General features: G+C 60.5%; 14 protein-coding genes and 1 pseudogene. 7 read left to right on the top strand and 8 right to left on the bottom strand.

Annotated elements, in window-relative coordinates:
- Positions 1-135: 135 nt before the first annotated feature.
- The gene (locus ACM6G4_RS24660; protein WP_414914793.1) at positions 136-2,250 is read right to left on the bottom strand and encodes a mechanosensitive ion channel family protein; all 2,115 of its coding nucleotides are present in this window, start codon (positions 2,248-2,250) and stop codon (positions 136-138) included.
- 172 nt (positions 2,251-2,422) lie between these two features.
- On the opposite strand from ACM6G4_RS24660, the pseudogene ACM6G4_RS24655 reads away from it, so the two are divergent.
- The 5 genes and pseudogenes from ACM6G4_RS24655 to ACM6G4_RS24635 all read left to right on the top strand — a co-directional run.
- A pseudogene (locus ACM6G4_RS24655) lies at positions 2,423-2,660 on the top strand (MFS sugar transporter); the annotation flags it as partial.
- A gap of 101 nt (positions 2,661-2,761) precedes the next feature.
- Positions 2,762-3,688 (top strand): DUF72 domain-containing protein, encoded by a 927-nt coding sequence (locus ACM6G4_RS24650; RefSeq protein WP_414914792.1) that lies wholly within the window; start codon positions 2,762-2,764, stop codon positions 3,686-3,688.
- Positions 3,685-4,482 (top strand): endonuclease/exonuclease/phosphatase family protein, encoded by a 798-nt coding sequence (locus tag ACM6G4_RS24645; RefSeq protein ID WP_414914791.1) that lies wholly within the window; start codon positions 3,685-3,687, stop codon positions 4,480-4,482. The genes ACM6G4_RS24650 and ACM6G4_RS24645 overlap by 4 nt, the downstream gene beginning before the upstream one ends.
- The gene (gene clsB / locus ACM6G4_RS24640; RefSeq protein WP_414914790.1) at positions 4,479-5,771 is read left to right on the top strand and encodes a cardiolipin synthase ClsB; all 1,293 of its coding nucleotides are present in this window, start codon (positions 4,479-4,481) and stop codon (positions 5,769-5,771) included. Before ACM6G4_RS24645 ends, clsB begins: the two co-directional genes overlap by 4 nt.
- Positions 5,758-6,744 (top strand): lysylphosphatidylglycerol synthase domain-containing protein, encoded by a 987-nt coding sequence (locus tag ACM6G4_RS24635; RefSeq protein ID WP_056728963.1) that lies wholly within the window; start codon positions 5,758-5,760, stop codon positions 6,742-6,744. The genes clsB and ACM6G4_RS24635 overlap by 14 nt, the downstream gene beginning before the upstream one ends.
- Positions 6,745-6,912: 168 nt before the next feature.
- On the opposite strand, the gene ACM6G4_RS24630 is transcribed toward ACM6G4_RS24635, so the two are convergent.
- From ACM6G4_RS24630 to ACM6G4_RS24620, 3 genes are all read right to left on the bottom strand, one after another.
- A complete protein-coding gene (locus tag ACM6G4_RS24630; protein ID WP_056728965.1) occupies positions 6,913-7,671 on the bottom strand; it encodes an alpha/beta hydrolase family protein in 759 nt (252 codons plus the stop codon).
- A complete protein-coding gene (locus ACM6G4_RS24625) occupies positions 7,661-8,770 on the bottom strand; it encodes a DUF3182 family protein (RefSeq protein WP_414914789.1) in 1,110 nt (369 codons plus the stop codon). The genes ACM6G4_RS24630 and ACM6G4_RS24625 overlap by 11 nt, the downstream gene beginning before the upstream one ends.
- 303 nt (positions 8,771-9,073) lie before the next feature.
- Complete coding sequence (locus ACM6G4_RS24620) at positions 9,074-10,066, bottom strand: GlxA family transcriptional regulator (protein ID WP_414914788.1); 993 nt, start codon at positions 10,064-10,066, stop codon at positions 9,074-9,076.
- Positions 10,067-10,167: 101 nt separating this feature from the next.
- Here ACM6G4_RS24620 and ACM6G4_RS24615 point away from each other — a divergent pair, with 101 nt between their 5' ends.
- Positions 10,168-10,716 (top strand): cysteine hydrolase family protein, encoded by a 549-nt coding sequence (locus ACM6G4_RS24615; RefSeq protein WP_056728971.1) that lies wholly within the window; start codon positions 10,168-10,170, stop codon positions 10,714-10,716.
- 103 nt (positions 10,717-10,819) lie between these two features.
- Here the strand turns inward: ACM6G4_RS24615 and ACM6G4_RS24610 are convergent, their stop codons facing one another.
- Both ACM6G4_RS24610 and ACM6G4_RS24605 read right to left on the bottom strand, forming a co-directional pair.
- Positions 10,820-11,338, bottom strand: a complete 519-nt coding sequence (locus tag ACM6G4_RS24610; RefSeq protein WP_007984430.1) for a single-stranded DNA-binding protein — start codon at positions 11,336-11,338, stop codon at positions 10,820-10,822.
- Between the two features lie 9 nt (positions 11,339-11,347).
- Positions 11,348-12,745: an MFS transporter gene (locus ACM6G4_RS24605; RefSeq protein WP_056728973.1), complete on the bottom strand. Its 1,398-nt coding sequence runs from the start codon at positions 12,743-12,745 to the stop codon at positions 11,348-11,350.
- Positions 12,746-12,936: 191 nt separating this feature from the next.
- On the opposite strand from ACM6G4_RS24605, the gene uvrA reads away from it, so the two are divergent.
- Entirely contained in the window at positions 12,937-15,771 is a 2,835-nt protein-coding gene (gene uvrA, locus ACM6G4_RS24600; protein ID WP_056728975.1) for an excinuclease ABC subunit UvrA, read from the top strand.
- Between the two features lie 65 nt (positions 15,772-15,836).
- On the opposite strand, the gene bfr is transcribed toward uvrA, so the two are convergent.
- Together bfr and ACM6G4_RS24590 are read right to left on the bottom strand one after the other, a co-directional pair.
- Complete coding sequence (bfr, locus tag ACM6G4_RS24595; protein WP_008053867.1) at positions 15,837-16,301, bottom strand: bacterioferritin; 465 nt, start codon at positions 16,299-16,301, stop codon at positions 15,837-15,839.
- Between the two features lie 148 nt (positions 16,302-16,449).
- Complete coding sequence (locus tag ACM6G4_RS24590) at positions 16,450-17,904, bottom strand: catalase (RefSeq protein ID WP_414914787.1); 1,455 nt, start codon at positions 17,902-17,904, stop codon at positions 16,450-16,452.
- Positions 17,905-18,063: the final 159 nt, after the last annotated feature.

Genomic DNA, 18,063 nt, shown 5'->3' with positions numbered 1-18,063 from the left:
CGCTCCCACATTGGATCTATGTTCGGACGCAGATTGGTGTTCCAACACAAAACCCTGTGGGAGCGGCGGTGCGGCGATCCGACTTGCCCGCGAAGAGGCCATCACAGCCAACAAAGAACCTCAGGACAAAACCTTCTACTGAGAACGCGGCCTATCCGGCATCAGTACAGCAGCATGCTCTGGTTCGATCTCCGGCGGCGCTTCGACCGGATGCCGCGGCACCAGCGCCTGCTGTGGATAAGTCTGCGCGAAGTTCACCCACGGACAGTTATCCACAAGCTTTTTCAACCGCTGGTTGAAGGCCCGGCTCACCGCGTATTGACCACCGGACACCGTGCGGAATTGCGCGGTCAGCACCACACCGTTGAGGTCCATCTTGTCGACGCCAAACACATCCAGCGATCCTTGCAGGTTGTAGCGCAGGAACGGGTCGTTGCTGATGGAGTGCCCGGCCTCGCGGATCAGTTCGATGGCCTTGTCGACATCGGTGTCGTAAGTGAACTGCACCGAGAAAAACGCATAGGCGAATTGCCGCGATTGGTTGGTCACGGCCTTGATCTGCCCGAACGGCACCGAGTGCACGAATCCCTTGCCGTCGCGCAGGCGCAAGGTGCGAATGGTCAGGCCTTCGACGGTGCCTGCGTGGCCGGAATCGAGCACCACCCAGTCACCAATGGACAGGGTGTCTTCGATGATGATGAACAACCCGGTAATCACATCCTGCACCAGTTGCTGGGAACCGAAACCGATCGCCAGGCCGATGACCCCGGCACCGGCCAGGAATGGCGCGACGTTGATTCCCAGGTTGGCCATGGTGGTGATCGCGCAAATCACCACCAGGATGATTTTGATCGCGTTGCGCAGCAGCGGCAGGATGGTTTTCACCCGCGTACTCGGCTGGCGCGCCGAGCGCTTGTTGGTGGGTGGTTTCAGGGCTTCCTGAATGGCCGTATCGAGCAACACCCAGACCATCCAGGTCACCAGGAGGATCAAACCGATGTGGCTCAGGGAATCGCTGATCGCCCGGCCCACGGCATTGGTGACTGCGAATTCGAACAGCGACACGCCCCAGATCCGTCCGAGGATATCGATGAACACGATGGCCATGCCGATGCGCAGCAAGGCGTGGGACAGATTGAGAAAGCGTTCCTTGTAGGCGCTGCTGCGGCGCAGCTCCGTCTCGCTGTGGGCCTTGAACAAATGGTGCAGCGTGGTGCTGAGGAACACCGTGGCAATCAGCAATACAGTGGTGAACAAGGCGCTGCGCAGCACTCTCTGGTTGTCCGCCCCGGCACCGATCAGGTTGATGATCGAAACCAGTACCATCAACAGAATCGGCCAATACCAGAGCCCGGAAAATATCCGCAGGGTTTCACGCAGCGCCGGCTGCCTGAGGCGCTGGGCCAGTGGCAGGATGCGGATCACATGGGCGACCGGTCGGCGCATGCGGATCACCAGCAAGCCGAAGGACATCGATGCTGCCAACCCGGTGAACACGGCGATGCTGCTGGTGAGATTGTTGCCCAGTTGATGGGCGATCTGCGGGCTGGTCAGGGCATCGCTCAATGCCACCAGAAAGCCGATGACGAACAAGGGGCGGGGACTCTTCTCGCGGATGATCTGCACCGCCCGCCGCTTGTGCCCGACATTGAACACCACCACCAGCGACAGCACCAATGACGCGGCAAATATCCCCGCGCTGGCGGCATAGGCCAGACACAGCGCCAGCGCCCGTCCCGCCGATATCGGCAAGAACTGACTGGCATAAATCGTCAACGGCAGACTGATCACCGCCGCAAGGGTGTAGGGCAGCACGTAGCCGAGCAACGCCTGGCCCCGCTCACGACTGAGCAGCAGACGATGCTCGCACAGGCGCCTGACGGCCATCCGCCCAAGCAGCCAAAGACAGGCAAACACCACCGCCCACACGCAGGTCAGCAGCAGGAAATCGCCGGCGACGCTCCAGGGCGAACGGGCCGAAGGCTGATTGACTAACTGATCCACTTCATCGACTGCCAGGTCGGCACGCAGGCGCCAGACGTCGACGAGATTTTCATTGAGATCGAGTTTGGTCTGGACCTCGTCGATGCTTGAACTGATGGCCCCCAGTAACCCGCCTTGCACCAGCGGCTCGGGGTGGGCCGGCGGCGTCGCGGCGGCGGGCAGCCCCGGTATCGCGGCGGCTTCCAGTTGCTCGCTGCCCACAAACAGCAACGCACCGAGCAGTATCGCGGTCTTGAGCCTGATCAAAACACCCGCTCCTTTGGCTGTATCGGTAGGGAACTGATCGAGAAATGCCGGACAAGTTCGGATATAGATCCCTCGCCACAGACTAACACCCGCGCTCGCGATCTTTGCGCCCGAGGCAAATATCAAATGTCCTTCCCTGTATTTTTCTGAACGAGCCAAATCCCGACGCTGCGCTGCCCACGGGGTGTTTTTCTCGATCGACTCGACTATCGCCACCAGTCTAGTGCCGAAGGGAAAAGCCGCCAGCACGATTGCGAGCATGTTCACCAGCCTGACCGGCGTTGGTCACCGGCGTGCCGCTGGGGACATTCATCGGCCAGCATTTGGGCTGGTGTGAAACCGTCCTTGCCGTTTTGCCTCCGGATGTAATCGCCCTCATCGGCAGCTACGTGCCGGAATATATCGCCCACAAGTGGTGCTCTATAGAAAATTTACCGTCCGTAGCGCCATCGAAACTTTCGCCGCAGCCTCGTAGTCATCTCAAGACAGGCGCTGTCAGACCGGAGGCGACATGGCGACGATTCATATCGGTATTTCAGGCTGGCGCTACACGCCCTGGCGGGGAGACTTCTACCCCAGTGGCCTGCCCCACAAGCGCGAATTGCAATTCGCCTCGCGGGCGGTCAACAGCATCGAAATCAATGGATCGTTCTACGCGCTGCAGCGGCCCGAACGTTATGCCCAGTGGTACGGCGAAACCCCGCTCGACTTCGTTTTCAGCGTCAAGGCCCCGCGCTTCATTACCCATATCAAGCGGCTGCGGGACATCCACAGACCGCTGGCCAATTTCTTTGCGTCCGGAGTGCTGGAATTAAAAGAAAAGCTCGGCCCTGTCCTCTGGCAGTTTCCCCCCAGTTTCAAATTCGATGCCGAGTTGTTCGAAAACTTCCTCGACCAATTGCCCCACAATACCGAACAGGCCGCCGCCCTCGCCCGCCAGCACGACTCCCACGTCACCGGCCATGCGAGTCTGAAGGCTCACAAAAAACAGCCCTTGCGCCATGCCGTAGAGATCCGTCACGACAGTTTTATCGATCCGCTGTTCGTCCGCTTGCTCAAGCGCTACAACACGGCCCTGGTCATCGCCGACACGGCAGGTAAATGGCCGTACCGCGAAGACATCACCAGCGATTTCGTCTACCTGCGCCTGCATGGCGCCGAAACACTCTATGCCAGCGGCTACACCCCGCAGGCACTAAAACACTGGGGCGAACGAATCGAAGCCTGGCATCACGGCCGGCAACCGGATGATGCACAACTGATCGCGCCCCGGCAGAAACCAAAGGCGTGCAAATCCCGGGAGGTATTCTGCTATTTCGATAACGACATCAAAATCCGCGCCCCCTTTGATGCACGCCATTTGCTGCAACGCCTGCACCTCGACAAAAACCTCGCCACCGTCCCCGGTGAGCCTGCCACCGAGGGCGTGCTGCCATGAACATTCCCGAGCCGGTCGGCGTCACGGACGAGCAGACACCCATCAATACGACAGTGCGCAGCTTCACAGTGCTGACGGTCAACACCCACAAAGGTTTCACCGCGCTCAATCGCCGTTTCATCCTGCCGGAACTACGTGACGCGGTGCGCAGTGTGTCTGCCGATGTGGTGTTTTTGCAGGAAGTCCACGGCACCCACGAACAGCATCCCAGGCGCTACACCAACTGGCCGGCGATGCCGCAATACGAATTCCTCGCCGACAGCCTGTGGCCACAGTTCGCCTATGGCCGCAATGCGGTGTATCCGGCGGGCGATCACGGCAATGCGCTGTTGTCGAAGTTCCAGATCATCCGCCACGACAACCTCGACGTATCCATCAGCGGCCACGAGAACCGCGGGCTCCTGCATTGCGTGTTGCGCCTGCCCGGCGATGGCCAGGAGGTGCATGCCATTTGCGTACACCTGGGGTTGCTCGAAACCCATCGCACCGCACAACTGAAGCTGCTCGCCCAACGCCTGGACGCCCTGCCCGGCGACGCCCCGGTGATTGTCGCGGGTGACTTCAACGATTGGCGCCAGCGCGCCGATGCGTTGCTCAAACCCAGTGGTTTGCGCGAAGTCTTCGCCGCGCACCATGGCAAACCGGCACGCAGTTTCCCCGCGCGCTTGCCGGCATTGCGCCTGGACCGCATCTACGTGCGCAACCTCAAGGCCAGCCATCCGCGAGTGCTGACCTCCCGGCCCTGGTCGCACCTTTCCGACCACGTCCCGCTGTCGGTGGAGATCGAGCTATGAGCAGCCAGTCGATGGAAAAAAACACGCTGGAACACATTCCCGCTCCGCCGACCCGCGAGCCGACAGCGGTCGATGTCGAATACGGCTGGCAAGGCAGCAATCGGGTCGAGTTGCTGGAAAACGGTGAGGCGTATTTTCCCCGGGTGTTTGAAGCCCTGCGCCGGGCGCAAAGTGAAATCTTGCTGGAAACCTTCATTCTGTTCGAGGACAAGGTGGGCAATGAGCTGCAACAAATCCTGATCGAAGCCGCTCAACGGGGCGTGCGCACCACCGTCAGCCTCGACGGCTTTGGCTGCGGCGAACTGAGTACCGGGTTCCTCACCGCCCTGACAGCCGCCGGCGTGCATCTGCAAATGTTCGATCCGGCACCGAAACGCCTGGGCATCCGCACCAACTGGTTCCGGCGCCTGCACCGCAAGATTGTGGTGGTCGATGGCACCGTCGCGTTCGTCGGCGGGATCAACTTTTCCGCCGATCATCTGGCCGATTTCGGCCCCGAGGCCAAGCAGGATTATTCCGTAGAGGTTCAGGGTCCGGCCGTTGCCGACATCCATCACTTTGCCCTGCTGCAATGCGGTCGCCCGGCACACGCCAAATACTGGTGGCAGCGCCGTCGGCAGCGGCGTTCGGAACTGGCCTTCAGTGATCACGATGGCCAGGTGCGGCTGGTGTACCGCGACAACGGGGAACACCAGACCGACATCGAGGAGGTTTACCGCCAGGTGTTGCGCCAGGCGCAGCGCCGGGTGGTGATCGCCAACGCCTACTTCTTTCCCGGTTTCCGCTTGCTGCGCGAGATCCGCAACGCGGCACGCCGAGGGGTGGATGTGCGGTTGATCCTGCAGGGACAGCCAGACATGCGGGTGGCCAAGCTCGCGGCGCGCATGACCTACGATTACTTGCTCAAGTCCGGGGTGAAGATCTACGAATATTGCGACCGCCCACTACACGGCAAGGTCGCACTGGTGGATGAGGACTGGAGTACCGTTGGCTCGAGCAATCTCGACCCGTTGAGCCTGTCGATGAATCTGGAAGCCAACGTGCTGATCCGCGACCGTGGCTTCAATCGAGTTCTGTTCGATCGCCTGGAAGACCTCAGCGACAACCACTGCAAGGTCATGTCTCACGACATCGCGCCACGCGGGCGTGTCTGGCACATGACCATCGGTTTTCTGGTGTTCCACTTCCTGCGGCATTTCCCGGCATGGGCCGGTTGGTTGCCGGCGCATAAACCTCGCCTGAAACCCTTCCCCCCTCCGACCGAGAGCGCTGACCATGAACCGCGCTGATCCCCACACGGCAACTCACGCCAAAAGCCCGGGCAAGTCGCACTGGAGCCGCTGGAAACGACCGCTGACGATGCTGTTCTTCCTGATGCTGATCGTGCTGTTCACGATGCTCGCCCAGCGCCTGGAATGGAACGAAGTGTTCGATAACCTGGCGGACTTCAAGGTGCGCACACTGATCATTGCGTCGGGGCTGACCCTGGTGAGTTTTCTGGTGTACGCCTGCTTCGACCTGATCGGCCGCACTTACATCCGCCAGAACCTGACCTGGAAGCAAATCCTGCCGGTGGGAATCATCAGCTACGCCTTCAACCTGAACCTCAGCGCCTGGGTCGGCGGCATCGCCATGCGTTACCGGTTGTATTCGCGGCTCGGGGTCAGCAAGAGCAACATCGCGAAAATCCTCGGCCTGAGCCTGGCGACCAACTGGTTTGGGTACATGGTAATTGCCGGTGCCGTGTTCAGCAGCGGGCTGGTACGCATGCCTCCGGGCTGGAAGCTCAGCAGTAGCACGCTGCAAGGCGTGGGGGTCTTGTTGTTGCTGCTGAGCGCCGGGTACCTGGCGGCGTGCCGGTTTGCCAGGCGTCGGGAGTGGGCGATTCGCGGCATCGAAATCGACCTGCCATCCTTGCGCATGGCGGTGCTGCAACTGGCCCTCGGTGCCCTGAACTGGTCGCTGATGGCGGCGGTGATTTTCACCTTGCTGCCGAGCAAACTGGACTATCCACTGGTGTTGGGCGTGCTGTTGATCAGCGCCATCGCCGGGGTCATCACTCACATCCCGGCCGGGCTCGGCGTGCTGGAAGCCGTGTTTGTGGCCCTGCTGCAACACGAGGCTTCGCGGGGCAGCCTGGTGGCGGGACTGCTGGCCTATCGGGCGATTTATTTCATCCTGCCGCTGTTGATTACCCTGGTGATGTATTTGCTGGTGGAAGCCAAGGCCAAGGCGCTGCGGATAGAGAAAAAACCCAAGTGACTTTGTGCTGGTTGTGAAGACGCCTTCGCGAGCAAGTCGGATCGCCGCACCGCCGCTCCCACAGGGTCTGTTGGTGGATGCAGATTCTATGTACACCCTCGATCCATGTGGGAGCGGCGGTGCGGCGATCCGACTTGCCCGCGAAGGCGTCCACAAGCACACCGCAAATCACCGGGATTGAATAATGCTCAACCGCTCCCCCACCACCATCTCGGTAATCCAGCCGACAAGGATCGAGGTGTAGGCCTGCTGCGAAACCGGGTCGCTCAGCGCGTGATCGGCACCATCGATGATGCGATGGGTCAGCGAGTGAGTCTGCTGGCACGCCGCGCGGTAACTCATGATCGTCGAATGGGGCACATAGTCGTCGGTCTCGGACTGCACCAGCAGGACATCCCCGGTGAATTGCGAGCAGGCATGCAAGGCGCGATTGCTGTCGGCACGCACCAGGGTGCTTCGGTAATCACGCAGGTCCAGCTTGTCCAGATCGCGTTTCGGCGCGTGCCATTGCTCGTCGCGATACAGCGCCGGCACCCGCAACGCCAGCCAGCGAACCGGCCTGAGCGAGGTCAGGATCGAGGCCAGATACCCCCCGTAACTGGTGCCGACCACGGCAATCGCCGAGGTATCGAGAGCCGGGTGCGCGAGCAAGCGGTCATAGGCCGCCAGCAGGTCGCGCAAATTGTCTTCCCGGGTCACCCGTGTCAATGGGATACCGGTGCCATTGGTGTGCCCGCGCAAATCGAATGTCAGGCACACGCATCCCAAGCCGGCGATGCCTTTGGCGCGCTCCAGGTCCCGCTCCTGGCTGCCGCCCCAACCGTGCACGAAGAGCACACCGGGAACTTTCGATTTGGGACTCAGGAAGGTCCCGCTCATCTGTTCGTCGTCGATGTCGATCTGAATGGATTCGCTTCTAGCCGTCATAGGATTCAACCGTCACGTACTTGAGGAGAAAGTCACTGGCCTGCGCCGGCCCGCGGTACACCTCGATGGCGTCCGCCGGTAGCGGCTGGTCGATGTAGGTTTCCACCGAAGACACACGAATCGCGCATATCCCCGGATCGTTGACGAAACTCTGCAAGGCCGCCACCTCGGCGCTGCTGGCACCGCCCATGCGCCAGGACTGTTCCAGCACACCGCTGCGTGGCCGACCGTCGCTGCCGACGCCCTGGGCGATGTCGTAGTTGCGCCGCGAGGCATAGAAACCGGGATAGGCTTCATCCGCCGCGCTGTCGAACACCTGTGCCTGATGGATCGCCAGGCACACGTCTTCCGGAAGATCCAGTTCCAGTAATGCGTCATAGCCGCCTGGCACCACCAGCAGGTTGGACCCGCCATACACCTGTTCCCCCTGAGCGTCCTCGGTCAAATATTGATCACCGCAGTAACTGAGTACGTGGCCGCCGATACGACTCTGGCCGACGCTGTGGGTGATCACCTGGTCCAGGTCCTGTTCGAGTACCACGCCTTCGGTGAACATCGCCTCAGCTTCCGGCTGGGCAAGCAGCTCATCGAACTCGTCGAGGCTTTTGATCACTTCCTGACCACGTCCGGCACAGGCATGAATCGGTTTCAGGCGGATCGGCCCGGTGTACAGCAAATGCTCTGCCGCCGGACGCGCATCCTTCAGAGAGAACACACTGAGACCGTCGAGCACCACGCTGCGCACCCGCTCGGAAAACAACGGAGCCCAGCCTGGCGGCGCATGGGCGTGGCGGTTGAGCAATCCGTGGCTGATGGCCTTGGTGCAAATGAAGTCGTGGTCGACATAACCACCCCACAAATCCTCCGGCCCCTTGACCCCCAGTTGCCGGGCAATCGCAGCGCCCACCAGGGTCTGGGTCGGCAACAGGTAGAGGTCCCGCCCGACATGCAGTTGCGGGTCGTAGCTGCCGCCATACTTGAGCCCCAGTATCTGAGCCAGCCAGCGGGCCAGCGCACGGTTGGTTTCAACTTCGTGCTGCGGTGCATCGGCGAGCACCGAATGGGCGACCACCAGTCTCCTGGAGTTTGCTGGGGTCATGCATCCCCCTTCAATCGACGCTTGATGAATGTAGCTGAAGGGGTGCAGAGATCAGGCCAAGGCCCGTCGAGGGAAAAGGGGTTTAAAATCAGCCCGTTGCACAGACAGCGATGGCATTAGGCCTGTTTTATTCTGCACGACGCCCTTTGATACTCCGGCATTTTGCACGATTCCAGACTGGCACAGAACACATGTGGAAGCGGGCTTGCTCGCGAAAGCAGAGTGTCATTCACCGCAAATGTTGACTGAAAGTCCGCATTCGCGAGCAAGCCCGCTCCCACAGGGGGATTTGTTGTGAACGGCCTACCGTGCCGCGGCCCCCGGCGTCACCCCAAACCGCGTCCGATAATCACTCGGCGCCAACCCGGTGATTTTCCTGAACGTCGTACGAAATGCCCCGGGGTCCTGATACCCCACGGTCCAGGCGATGTGATCGATAGTGCCGTTGGTGAACTCAAGCATTTCCCGGGCCTTGCCGACCCGCAGATGCTGGCAGTATTCGGTGGGTTTGAGCCCGCTGGCCGCGCGGAAGCGGCGCAGGAAGGTACGTTCTTCCAGCCCTGCCTTTTCGGCCATCGCCGCCAGCGACACATCGGTCGCCCCGGTGCTTTGCAGCCAGTGTTGCACCTTGAGGATCGCCGCATCGCCATGACTGAGGATCGGCGCAAAGTTGCTGCCGCACTCACTGGCGCTGTCGCTGTGTTCCACCACCAGAAAACGTGCGGTGTTGGTGGCGATGCTCGGCCCCAGCAGTCGATTGACCAGGCGCAGACCCAGTTCGGACCAGGCCATCAGCCCGGCGGTGGTAATCAGGTCGCCGTCATCGACAATCGGCGTATCGGCCTTGAGCCTGATCGCCGGATAACGCTCGGCGAAGGCTTTGGCCGAGGTCCAGTGGGTAGTGGCGCTGCGACCGTCAAGCAGACCGCTTTCGGCCAACAGGATAGAACCCACGCAAACCCCGCCCAGTGTCGCACCGCTGGCATGTTGCTCACGCAACCAGCGGATCAATCCCTGTGGCGCCTGGCCCTCGGAAAAACCGCCGATCGACGGCGGAATCAACACGGCCACCAGGGCGCGCCCCGGGCCGGAATGACTATCGAATACCCGAACCGGCGGCTGATCACCCTCGACCTGCCAATGGCTGACCCGCAACAGCGGTAACTGCGCAGCCTGATGCTCGGCGGCGATCCGGTTCGCCACCCCGAACAAGTCCGTCAAGCCGTGCACCGCCGCCATCTGCGCGCCGGGATAGATCAGCACACCGAGTTCGGCGACTGCCCTTTCTGCGTCCATTGTCAGTTTTCCCCCTTCTATTGTCGGTGCGGCCAATCCTCGGATTGCCTGCCACAGCCAATACTTCATTCCACACCAACACACACTTCGAGGAAACAGTCATGGCCAAGCAAGCGCTCATCGTAGTCGATATCCAGAACGACTACTTCCCCCAAGGCAAGTGGCCGCTGGTCGGTGCCGATGCCGCCGCCGACAACGCCGTCCGCCTGATCAAGGCCTTCCGCGACGCGGGGGATTCGGTGGTGCACATCCGCCACGAATTCACCTCCGAAGAGGCGCCGTTTTTCACTCCGAACTCCGAAGGCGCCAAGCTGCATCCGAAGGTGCTCAACCGCGCCGACGAACCGGTGGTACTCAAGCACTTCGTCAACTCATTCCGCGAAACCGAATTGAAATCGATCCTCGACGAGCAAGGCATCAAGGAACTGGTGGTCGTGGGCAGCATGAGCCACATGTGCGTCGACGGCATCACCCGTGCGGCGGCGGATTTTGGCTATACGGTCACCGTGATCCACGACGCCTGCGCCACCCGTGACCTGGAGTTCAATGGCGTGACGGTTGCGGCGGTGCAGGTTCATGCGGCGTTCATGGCAGCCCTGGCGTTTGCGTATGCCAGCGTGGTGTCGACCAACGAGTTCCTCGCGGCCTGAGTCTGCAACCAAATTTTACCGCCCATAAAAAACCCGCACTTCGAAGTGAAGTGCGGGTTTTGTGTTTCAGCTTGCCGCTTGTAGCTTGAGGCTTGCAGCCAGGCTAGAACGGAATATCGTCATCAAAGCTGTCGAAATCCGGAGCCGGCTGAGGAGCCGCCTGCTGTGGAGCCGGGCGCGACTGTTGCGGTGCCGACTGCTGTGGACGCGGAGCCTGCTGGCGCGGAGCGGATTGCTGGTAGTTGTTACCGCCGCCCTGGCCTTGCTGGTCGCCCTGTGGACGGCCGCCCAGCAGTTGCATGGTGCCTTGCATGTCGACCACGATTTCGGTGGTGTAACGCTTGATACCGTCTTTTTCCCACTCGCGGGTCTGCAGCTTGCCTTCGATGTAGACCTGCGAACCTTTACGCAGGTATTCGCCAGCGATTTCTGCAACCTTGCCGAACATCGACACACGGTGCCATTCGGTCTTTTCGACTTTCTGACCGGTTTGCTTGTCGGTCCACTGTTCGCTGGTCGCCAGACTCAGGTTGGTCACGGCGTTACCGTTAGGCAAGTAGCGAACTTCGGGATCCTGGCCGCAAGTGCCGACCAATATGACTTTGTTAACCCCACGGGCCATAACGTTCTCCTAGGCTACGCACGCTGCCCCGGCCGGGTTGTTCACCAGGCGCTCAAGGGTGGTGCGATCCAATAGTTCGGTGTCCAGTTTGATGTAAATCGCCGCCTCTTCCGCGACGATGACTGCATCTGTTACCCCTACGACCGCCTTCAGGCGCTCGACCAGACCCGCTTCGCGGATCGCCTCGGGCGACAACGGCAAGCGCAGGCTCGTGACGTAGGGAGGTTCGCGCATGGTAACAGCAAAGGCCAGCCAGAGGGCAGCGAGAGCGGCGCATCCGAGGAACACAACCGACAGACCGCCATGCTGGAACAGCCAGCCACCGAGGATTCCCCCCAGTGCCGAGCCGAGGAACTGGCTGGTGGAGTAAACCCCCATCGCCGTGCCCTTGCCGCCAGCCGGTGAAACCTTGCTGATCAGCGACGGCAACGAAGCTTCCAGCAGATTGAACGCGGTGAAGAACACCACCGTACCGATCACCAGAGTCCGCAAGCTGTCGCCGAACTGCCAGAAGAATAGCTCAGTGAGCATCAGCGTCACGACGGCGCCGAGTAAAACTCGTTTCATTTTGCGTTTCTTCTCGCCGTAGATAATGAACGGGATCATGGCGAAGAAAGAAATCAGCAACGCGGTCAGGTATACCCACCAGTGCTGCTCTTTGGGCAGCCCGGCTTTCTCGACCAGCGCCAGCGGCAAGGCGACGAAGCTGGACATCAGCATCGCGTGCAACACAAAAATGCCCAGGTCCAGGCGCAACAGGTCCGGATGCTTGAGGGTCGGGATCAGCGCCTGGCGCGCGACACCGGACTCACGGTGCTGCAACGGGCCGGTGGAGCGCGGCACCATGAACATCACGATCACGATGCCGAACAGCGCCATACCGCCCGTGGCAAGGAACAGCCCGGACAACCCGAAGGCGCGGGTCAGCAGCGGGCCGACCACCATGGCCACCGCAAACGACAGGCCGATGGTCATGCCGATCATGGCCATGGCCTTGGTCCGGTGCTGCTCGCGGGTCAGGTCGGACAGCAAGGCCATGACCGCCGCGGAAATCGCCCCGGCGCCCTGCAGGATCCGGCCGGCAATCACGCCCCAGATCGAGTCGGCATTGGCTGCCAGCAGACTGCCGAGGGCAAACACGATCAGGCCCAGGTAAATCACCGGGCGGCGACCGATGCGGTCGGAAATGAAACCGAAAGGAATCTGGAACACTGCCTGGGTCAGGCCATAGGCGCCAATCGCCAGACCGATCAGCGCCGGCGTGGCGCCAGCCAGATCCATCCCATAGGTCGCCAGTACCGGCAACACCATGAACATGCCAAGCATACGGAAGGCGAACACCAGGGCCAGACCGCTTGCCGCGCGGGTCTCGCTGCCACTCATGCGCTCGCTGTGGGGATCGTGCATGGAAAAACCTCATGTGAACCGGCGGCGATTCTACCAGTCCCATCGATTGGCAGGGTATATCGCGACGCTTTGACGCGCATTGCTGACACACTCTTCATGTAAGACAGTAGCCCACTCGTTTGATAGTGTGCATCCATCCAGTATTTGGCCGTATACTCCTACGTTTTCGACGCCCGCCGAGCGAGGCCACCTTGGACAAGATCCTGATTCGTGGGGCTCGAACCCACAACCTGAAGAACATCGACCTGACCCTGCCGCGGGACAAGCTGATCGTCATCACCGGCCTGTCCGGCTCCGGCAAGTCGTCCCTGGCTTTCGACACCCTGTACGCCGAAGGTCAGCGTCGCTACGTCGAATCGCTGTCGGCCTATGCCCGGCAGTTCCTGTCGATGATGGAAAAGCCCGACGTCGACACCATCGAAGGCCTGTCGCCGGCGATTTCCATCGAACAGAAGTCGACCTCGCATAACCCGCGTTCGACGGTCGGCACCATCACCGAAATCTACGACTACCTGCGTCTGCTTTATGCACGCGTGGGTATTCCCCGCTGCCCGGATCACGACATCCCGCTGGAAGCGCAGACCGTCAGCCAGATGGTCGACCTGGTCCTCGCCGAACCGGAGGGCAGCAAGCTGATGCTGTTGGCGCCGGTCATCCGCGAGCGCAAAGGCGAGCACCTGTCGGTTTTCGAAGAGCTGCGCGCGCAGGGCTTCGTCCGCGCCCGAATCAACGGCAAGCTCTATGAACTGGACGAAGCGCCCAAGCTCGACAAGCAGAAAAAACACACCATCGATGTCGTGGTCGACCGCTTCAAGGTTCGCGCCGACCTGCAACAGCGCCTGGCCGAATCCTTCGAGACCGCGCTGAAACTGGCGGACGGTATCGCCCTGGTGGCGCCGATGGACGACGAGCCGGGTGAAGAGATGATCTTCTCCGCACGCTTCGCCTGCCCGATCTGCGGCCACGCGATCAGCGAACTGGAACCCAAGCTGTTCTCCTTCAACAACCCGGCCGGCGCTTGCCCGACCTGCGATGGTTTGGGGGTGAAGCAGTTCTTCGATATCAAGCGCCTGGTCAATGGCGAACTGACCCTGGCCGAAGGGGCGATTCGTGGCTGGGACAGGCGTAACGTCTATTACTTCCAGATGCTCGGCTCGCTGGCCTCGCACTACAAATTCAGCCTGGAAGTTCCGTTCAACGAACTGCCCGCCGATCAGCAGAAATTCATCCTGCACGGCAGCGGCTCGCAAAACGTCGATTTCAAATACCTGAACGACCGTGGCGATATCGTCAAACGCTCGCACCCGTTCGAAGGCATCGTGCCGAACCTGGAACGCCGTTACCGCGAAACCGAATCGGCATCGGTGCGCGAAGAACTGGCCAAGTTCCTCAGCACCCAGTCGTGCCCGGATTGCCGTGGCACCCGTCTGCGGCGTGAAGCGCGGCACGTGTGGGTTGGCGAGAAAACCCTGCCGGCGGTGACCAACCTGCCAATCGGCGATGCGTCCGATTATTTTGGCGGGCTCAAGCTCACCGGCCGACGTGGCGAAATCGCCGACAAGATCCTCAAGGAAATTCGCGAGCGCCTGCAATTCCTGGTCAACGTCGGCCTCGACTACCTGTCGCTGGATCGCAGCGCGGACACCCTGTCCGGTGGCGAGGCCCAGCGTATTCGTCTGGCCAGCCAGATTGGCGCTGGCCTGGTCGGCGTGCTGTACATCCTCGACGAACCTTCGATTGGCCTGCACCAGCGCGATAACGACCGGTTGCTCGGCACCCTCAAGCACCTGCGCGATATCGGCAACACGGTGATCGTGGTCGAGCACGACGAAGACGCGATCCGTCTGGCCGATTACGTGGTGGACATCGGACCGGGCGCTGGCGTGCACGGCGGGCACATCGTCGCCGAAGGCACACCGGCCGAAGTCATGGCTCACCCTGACTCCCTGACCGGCAAATATCTGTCGGGCCGGGTGAAGATCGAAGTCCCGGCCAACCGCACGCCGCGCAACAAGAAGCTGTCGCTGTCGCTCAAGGGTGCTCGCGGCAACAACTTGCGCAATGTCGACCTGGAGATTCCAATCGGTTTGTTGACCTGCGTGACCGGCGTGTCCGGCTCGGGCAAGTCGACGCTGATCAACAACACGCTGTTTCCATTGAGCGCCACGGCGCTGAACGGCGCGACGACGCTTGAAGCTGCCGCTCACGACAGCATCAAGGGTCTGGAACACCTGGACAAGGTCGTCGACATCGACCAGAGCCCGATCGGCCGTACACCGCGCTCCAACCCGGCGACCTACACCGGGTTGTTCACACCGATCCGCGAGTTGTTCGCCGGCGTACCGGAGTCCCGCTCCCGGGGCTACGGGCCGGGGCGTTTCTCCTTCAACGTGAAAGGCGGGCGATGCGAGGCTTGTCAGGGCGATGGCCTGATCAAGGTGGAAATGCACTTCCTGCCGGACATCTACGTGCCCTGTGACGTGTGCAAGAGCAAGCGTTACAACCGCGAGACCCTGGAGATCAAGTACAAGGGCAAGAGCATCCACGAGACCCTCGAGATGACCATCGAGGAAGCACGGGTGTTCTTCGATGCCGTACCGGCCCTGGCGCGCAAGCTGCAAACCTTGATGGACGTCGGACTGTCGTACATCAAGCTGGGGCAATCGGCGACCACGCTTTCCGGTGGTGAAGCCCAGCGGGTGAAGCTGTCCCGCGAACTGTCCAAGCGCGATACCGGCAAGACCCTGTACATCCTCGACGAACCCACTACCGGGCTGCACTTCGCGGATATCCAGCAACTGCTGGACGTTTTGCACCGCCTGCGCGACCACGGCAATACAGTGGTGGTGATCGAACACAACCTGGACGTGATCAAGACCGCCGACTGGCTGGTGGACCTGGGTCCGGAGGGCGGTTCCAAGGGCGGACAGATCATTGCCGTCGGCACGCCGGAGGAGGTGTCAGAGATGAAGCAATCCCACACCGGTTACTACCTCAAGCCGCTGCTGGAACGCGACAGGGCTTAACCGGGCCCCATGAAAAAGCCCCTGTCACTTCATCAGTGACAGGGGCTTTTTTGTATTCGCAGCAATCAGGTGTGGGATTGCAGGTAGTTCTCAAGCCCGATCAACTTGATCAGACCCAACTGCTTCTCGAGCCAGTAGGTGTGATCTTCTTCGGTGTCATGCAATTGAACCCGCAGCATTTCGCGGCTGACATAGTCCTTGTGTTGCTCGCAGAGCTTGATGCCCTTGCACAGCGCTGCCCGCACTTTGTATTCCAGGCGCAAATCCGCTTCGAGCATCTCGGTGACTGTGGTGCCGACATCGAGATCGTCCGGACGCATCCGCGGCGTGCCCTCGAGCATCAGAATCCGGCGCATCAGGGCATCAGCGTGCCCTGCTTCCTCTTCCATCTCGTGGTTGATTCGTTCGTAGAGCTTGGTGAAACCCCAGTCCTCATACATCCGCGAGTGGACGAAATATTGATCACGCGCGGCCAGTTCGCCGGTCAGCAACGTGTTGAGGTAATCGATTACATCTGGGTGGCCCTGCATCGCCCTACATCTCCCTGCTTGAAAGTTGTAGTTTGAACCAACATACCGGTATCGTCACTCGCAAGACGCAATAAAAGCGAAGATATTCTGAGAAAACCGGCTGAAATAACGCAAAAACCGCCCAAACAAGGGCGGTTCTGCTTCTCATTTAGACTTCGTTAAGCTGTACGTTGAGCAACTTTGCGATTGCTTCTCCATACGCCGGGTCAGCCTTGTAGAAATGTTGCAGCTGGCGGTCAACCACATCACTCGACACGCCCGCCATCGCACCGGCGATGTTGCTGACCAGCAGTGATTTCTGCTCTTCAGTCATCAAGCGGAACAATGCGCCGGCGTGACTGTAGTAATCCGTGTCTTCACGGTGGTCGTAACGATCGGCGGCACCACTGAGGGCCAACGCCGGCTCTGCGTAACGAGGCGCCTGCTTCGGCGACTCGACGTAGCTGTTGGGCTCGTAGTTCGGCGTCGCACCGCCATTGCTGCCAAAAGCCATCGAACCATCGCGCTGATAACTGTTGACCGGACTCCGAGGAGCGTTGACGGGCAACTGCTGGTGATTGGTGCCGACACGGTAGCGATGAGCGTCCGCATAGGCGAAGACCCGACCTTGCAGCATACGATCCGGCGACAGTCCAACGCCTGGAACCATGTTGCTGGGCCCGAACGCGGCTTGCTCGACTTCCGCGAAGTAGTTCTGCGGATTGCGATTGAGCTCAAGTTCTCCGACTTCAATCAGTGGAAACTCTTTCTGCGACCAGGTTTTGGTGACATCAAACGGGTTCTCGTAGTGCGCCGCTGCTTGAGCCTCGCTCATGATCTGAATGCACACGCGCCATTTCGGAAAATCACCCTGGTCGATTGCATTGAACAAGTCGCGCTGAGCGTAATCCGGATCAGTACCCGCCAGGCGAGCAGCCTCGGCAGGTGCAAGGTTCTTGATCCCTTGCTTGGTCTTGTAGTGCCATTTCACCCAGTGACGCTCGCCCTGAGCGTTGATAAGGCTGTAAGTGTGGCTGCCGAAGCCGTGCATGTGACGGTATCCATCAGGGATACCGCGGTCGGAAAACAGGATGGTGACCTGGTGCAGCGCCTCGGGCGAATGCGACCAGAAGTCCCACATCGCCTGGGCACTCTTCAGGTTGCTTTGCGGCAAACGCTTCTGGGTGTGGATAAAGTCCGGGAACTTCAGTGGATCACGAATGAAGAACACGGGGGTGTTGTTGCCCACGATGTCCCAGTTTCCTTCCTCGGTGTAGAACTTCAAGGCAAACCCGCGTGGATCACGCTCGGTATCGGCCGAACCACGCTCGCCACCCACAGTGGAAAACCGCAGGAAAGTGGGGGTTTGCTTGCCGACTGCCTCAAACAGCTTCGCGCTGGTGTATTGAGTGATATCGCGCGTCACGGTGAACGTACCGTAGGCACCCGAGCCCTTGGCGTGTACGCGGCGCTCTGGGATGTTTTCACGGTTGAAGTGAGCAAGCTTCTCGATCAGGTGAAAGTCGTCGAGCAGCAGCGGGCCACGAGGGCCAGCGGAACGGGAATTCTGGTTATCGGCAACAGGAGCGCCACTGGCGGTAGTAAGCGTTTTGTTTTGGCTCATGCGATGTTCCTTCCTCTGTCGGTCTTGAACTGCCGGCTATCGGCTGAGAAGGAGTATTGATCATCAATATGACAGCTACAAATTCATTAACCTGTAGACATCGATAGAGAAAAACTAATGACCATCCCCATCACATCATGACGATGTGGACGAAGGAGA

This window comes from Pseudomonas sp. IT-P258 (genome assembly GCF_949767825.1).
Taxonomy (GTDB): Bacteria; Pseudomonadota; Gammaproteobacteria; order Pseudomonadales; family Pseudomonadaceae; genus Aquipseudomonas; species Aquipseudomonas monachiensis.
Note: the sequence above shows the minus strand (reverse complement) of the source record. Positions and strands in the feature narration are given on the sequence as shown.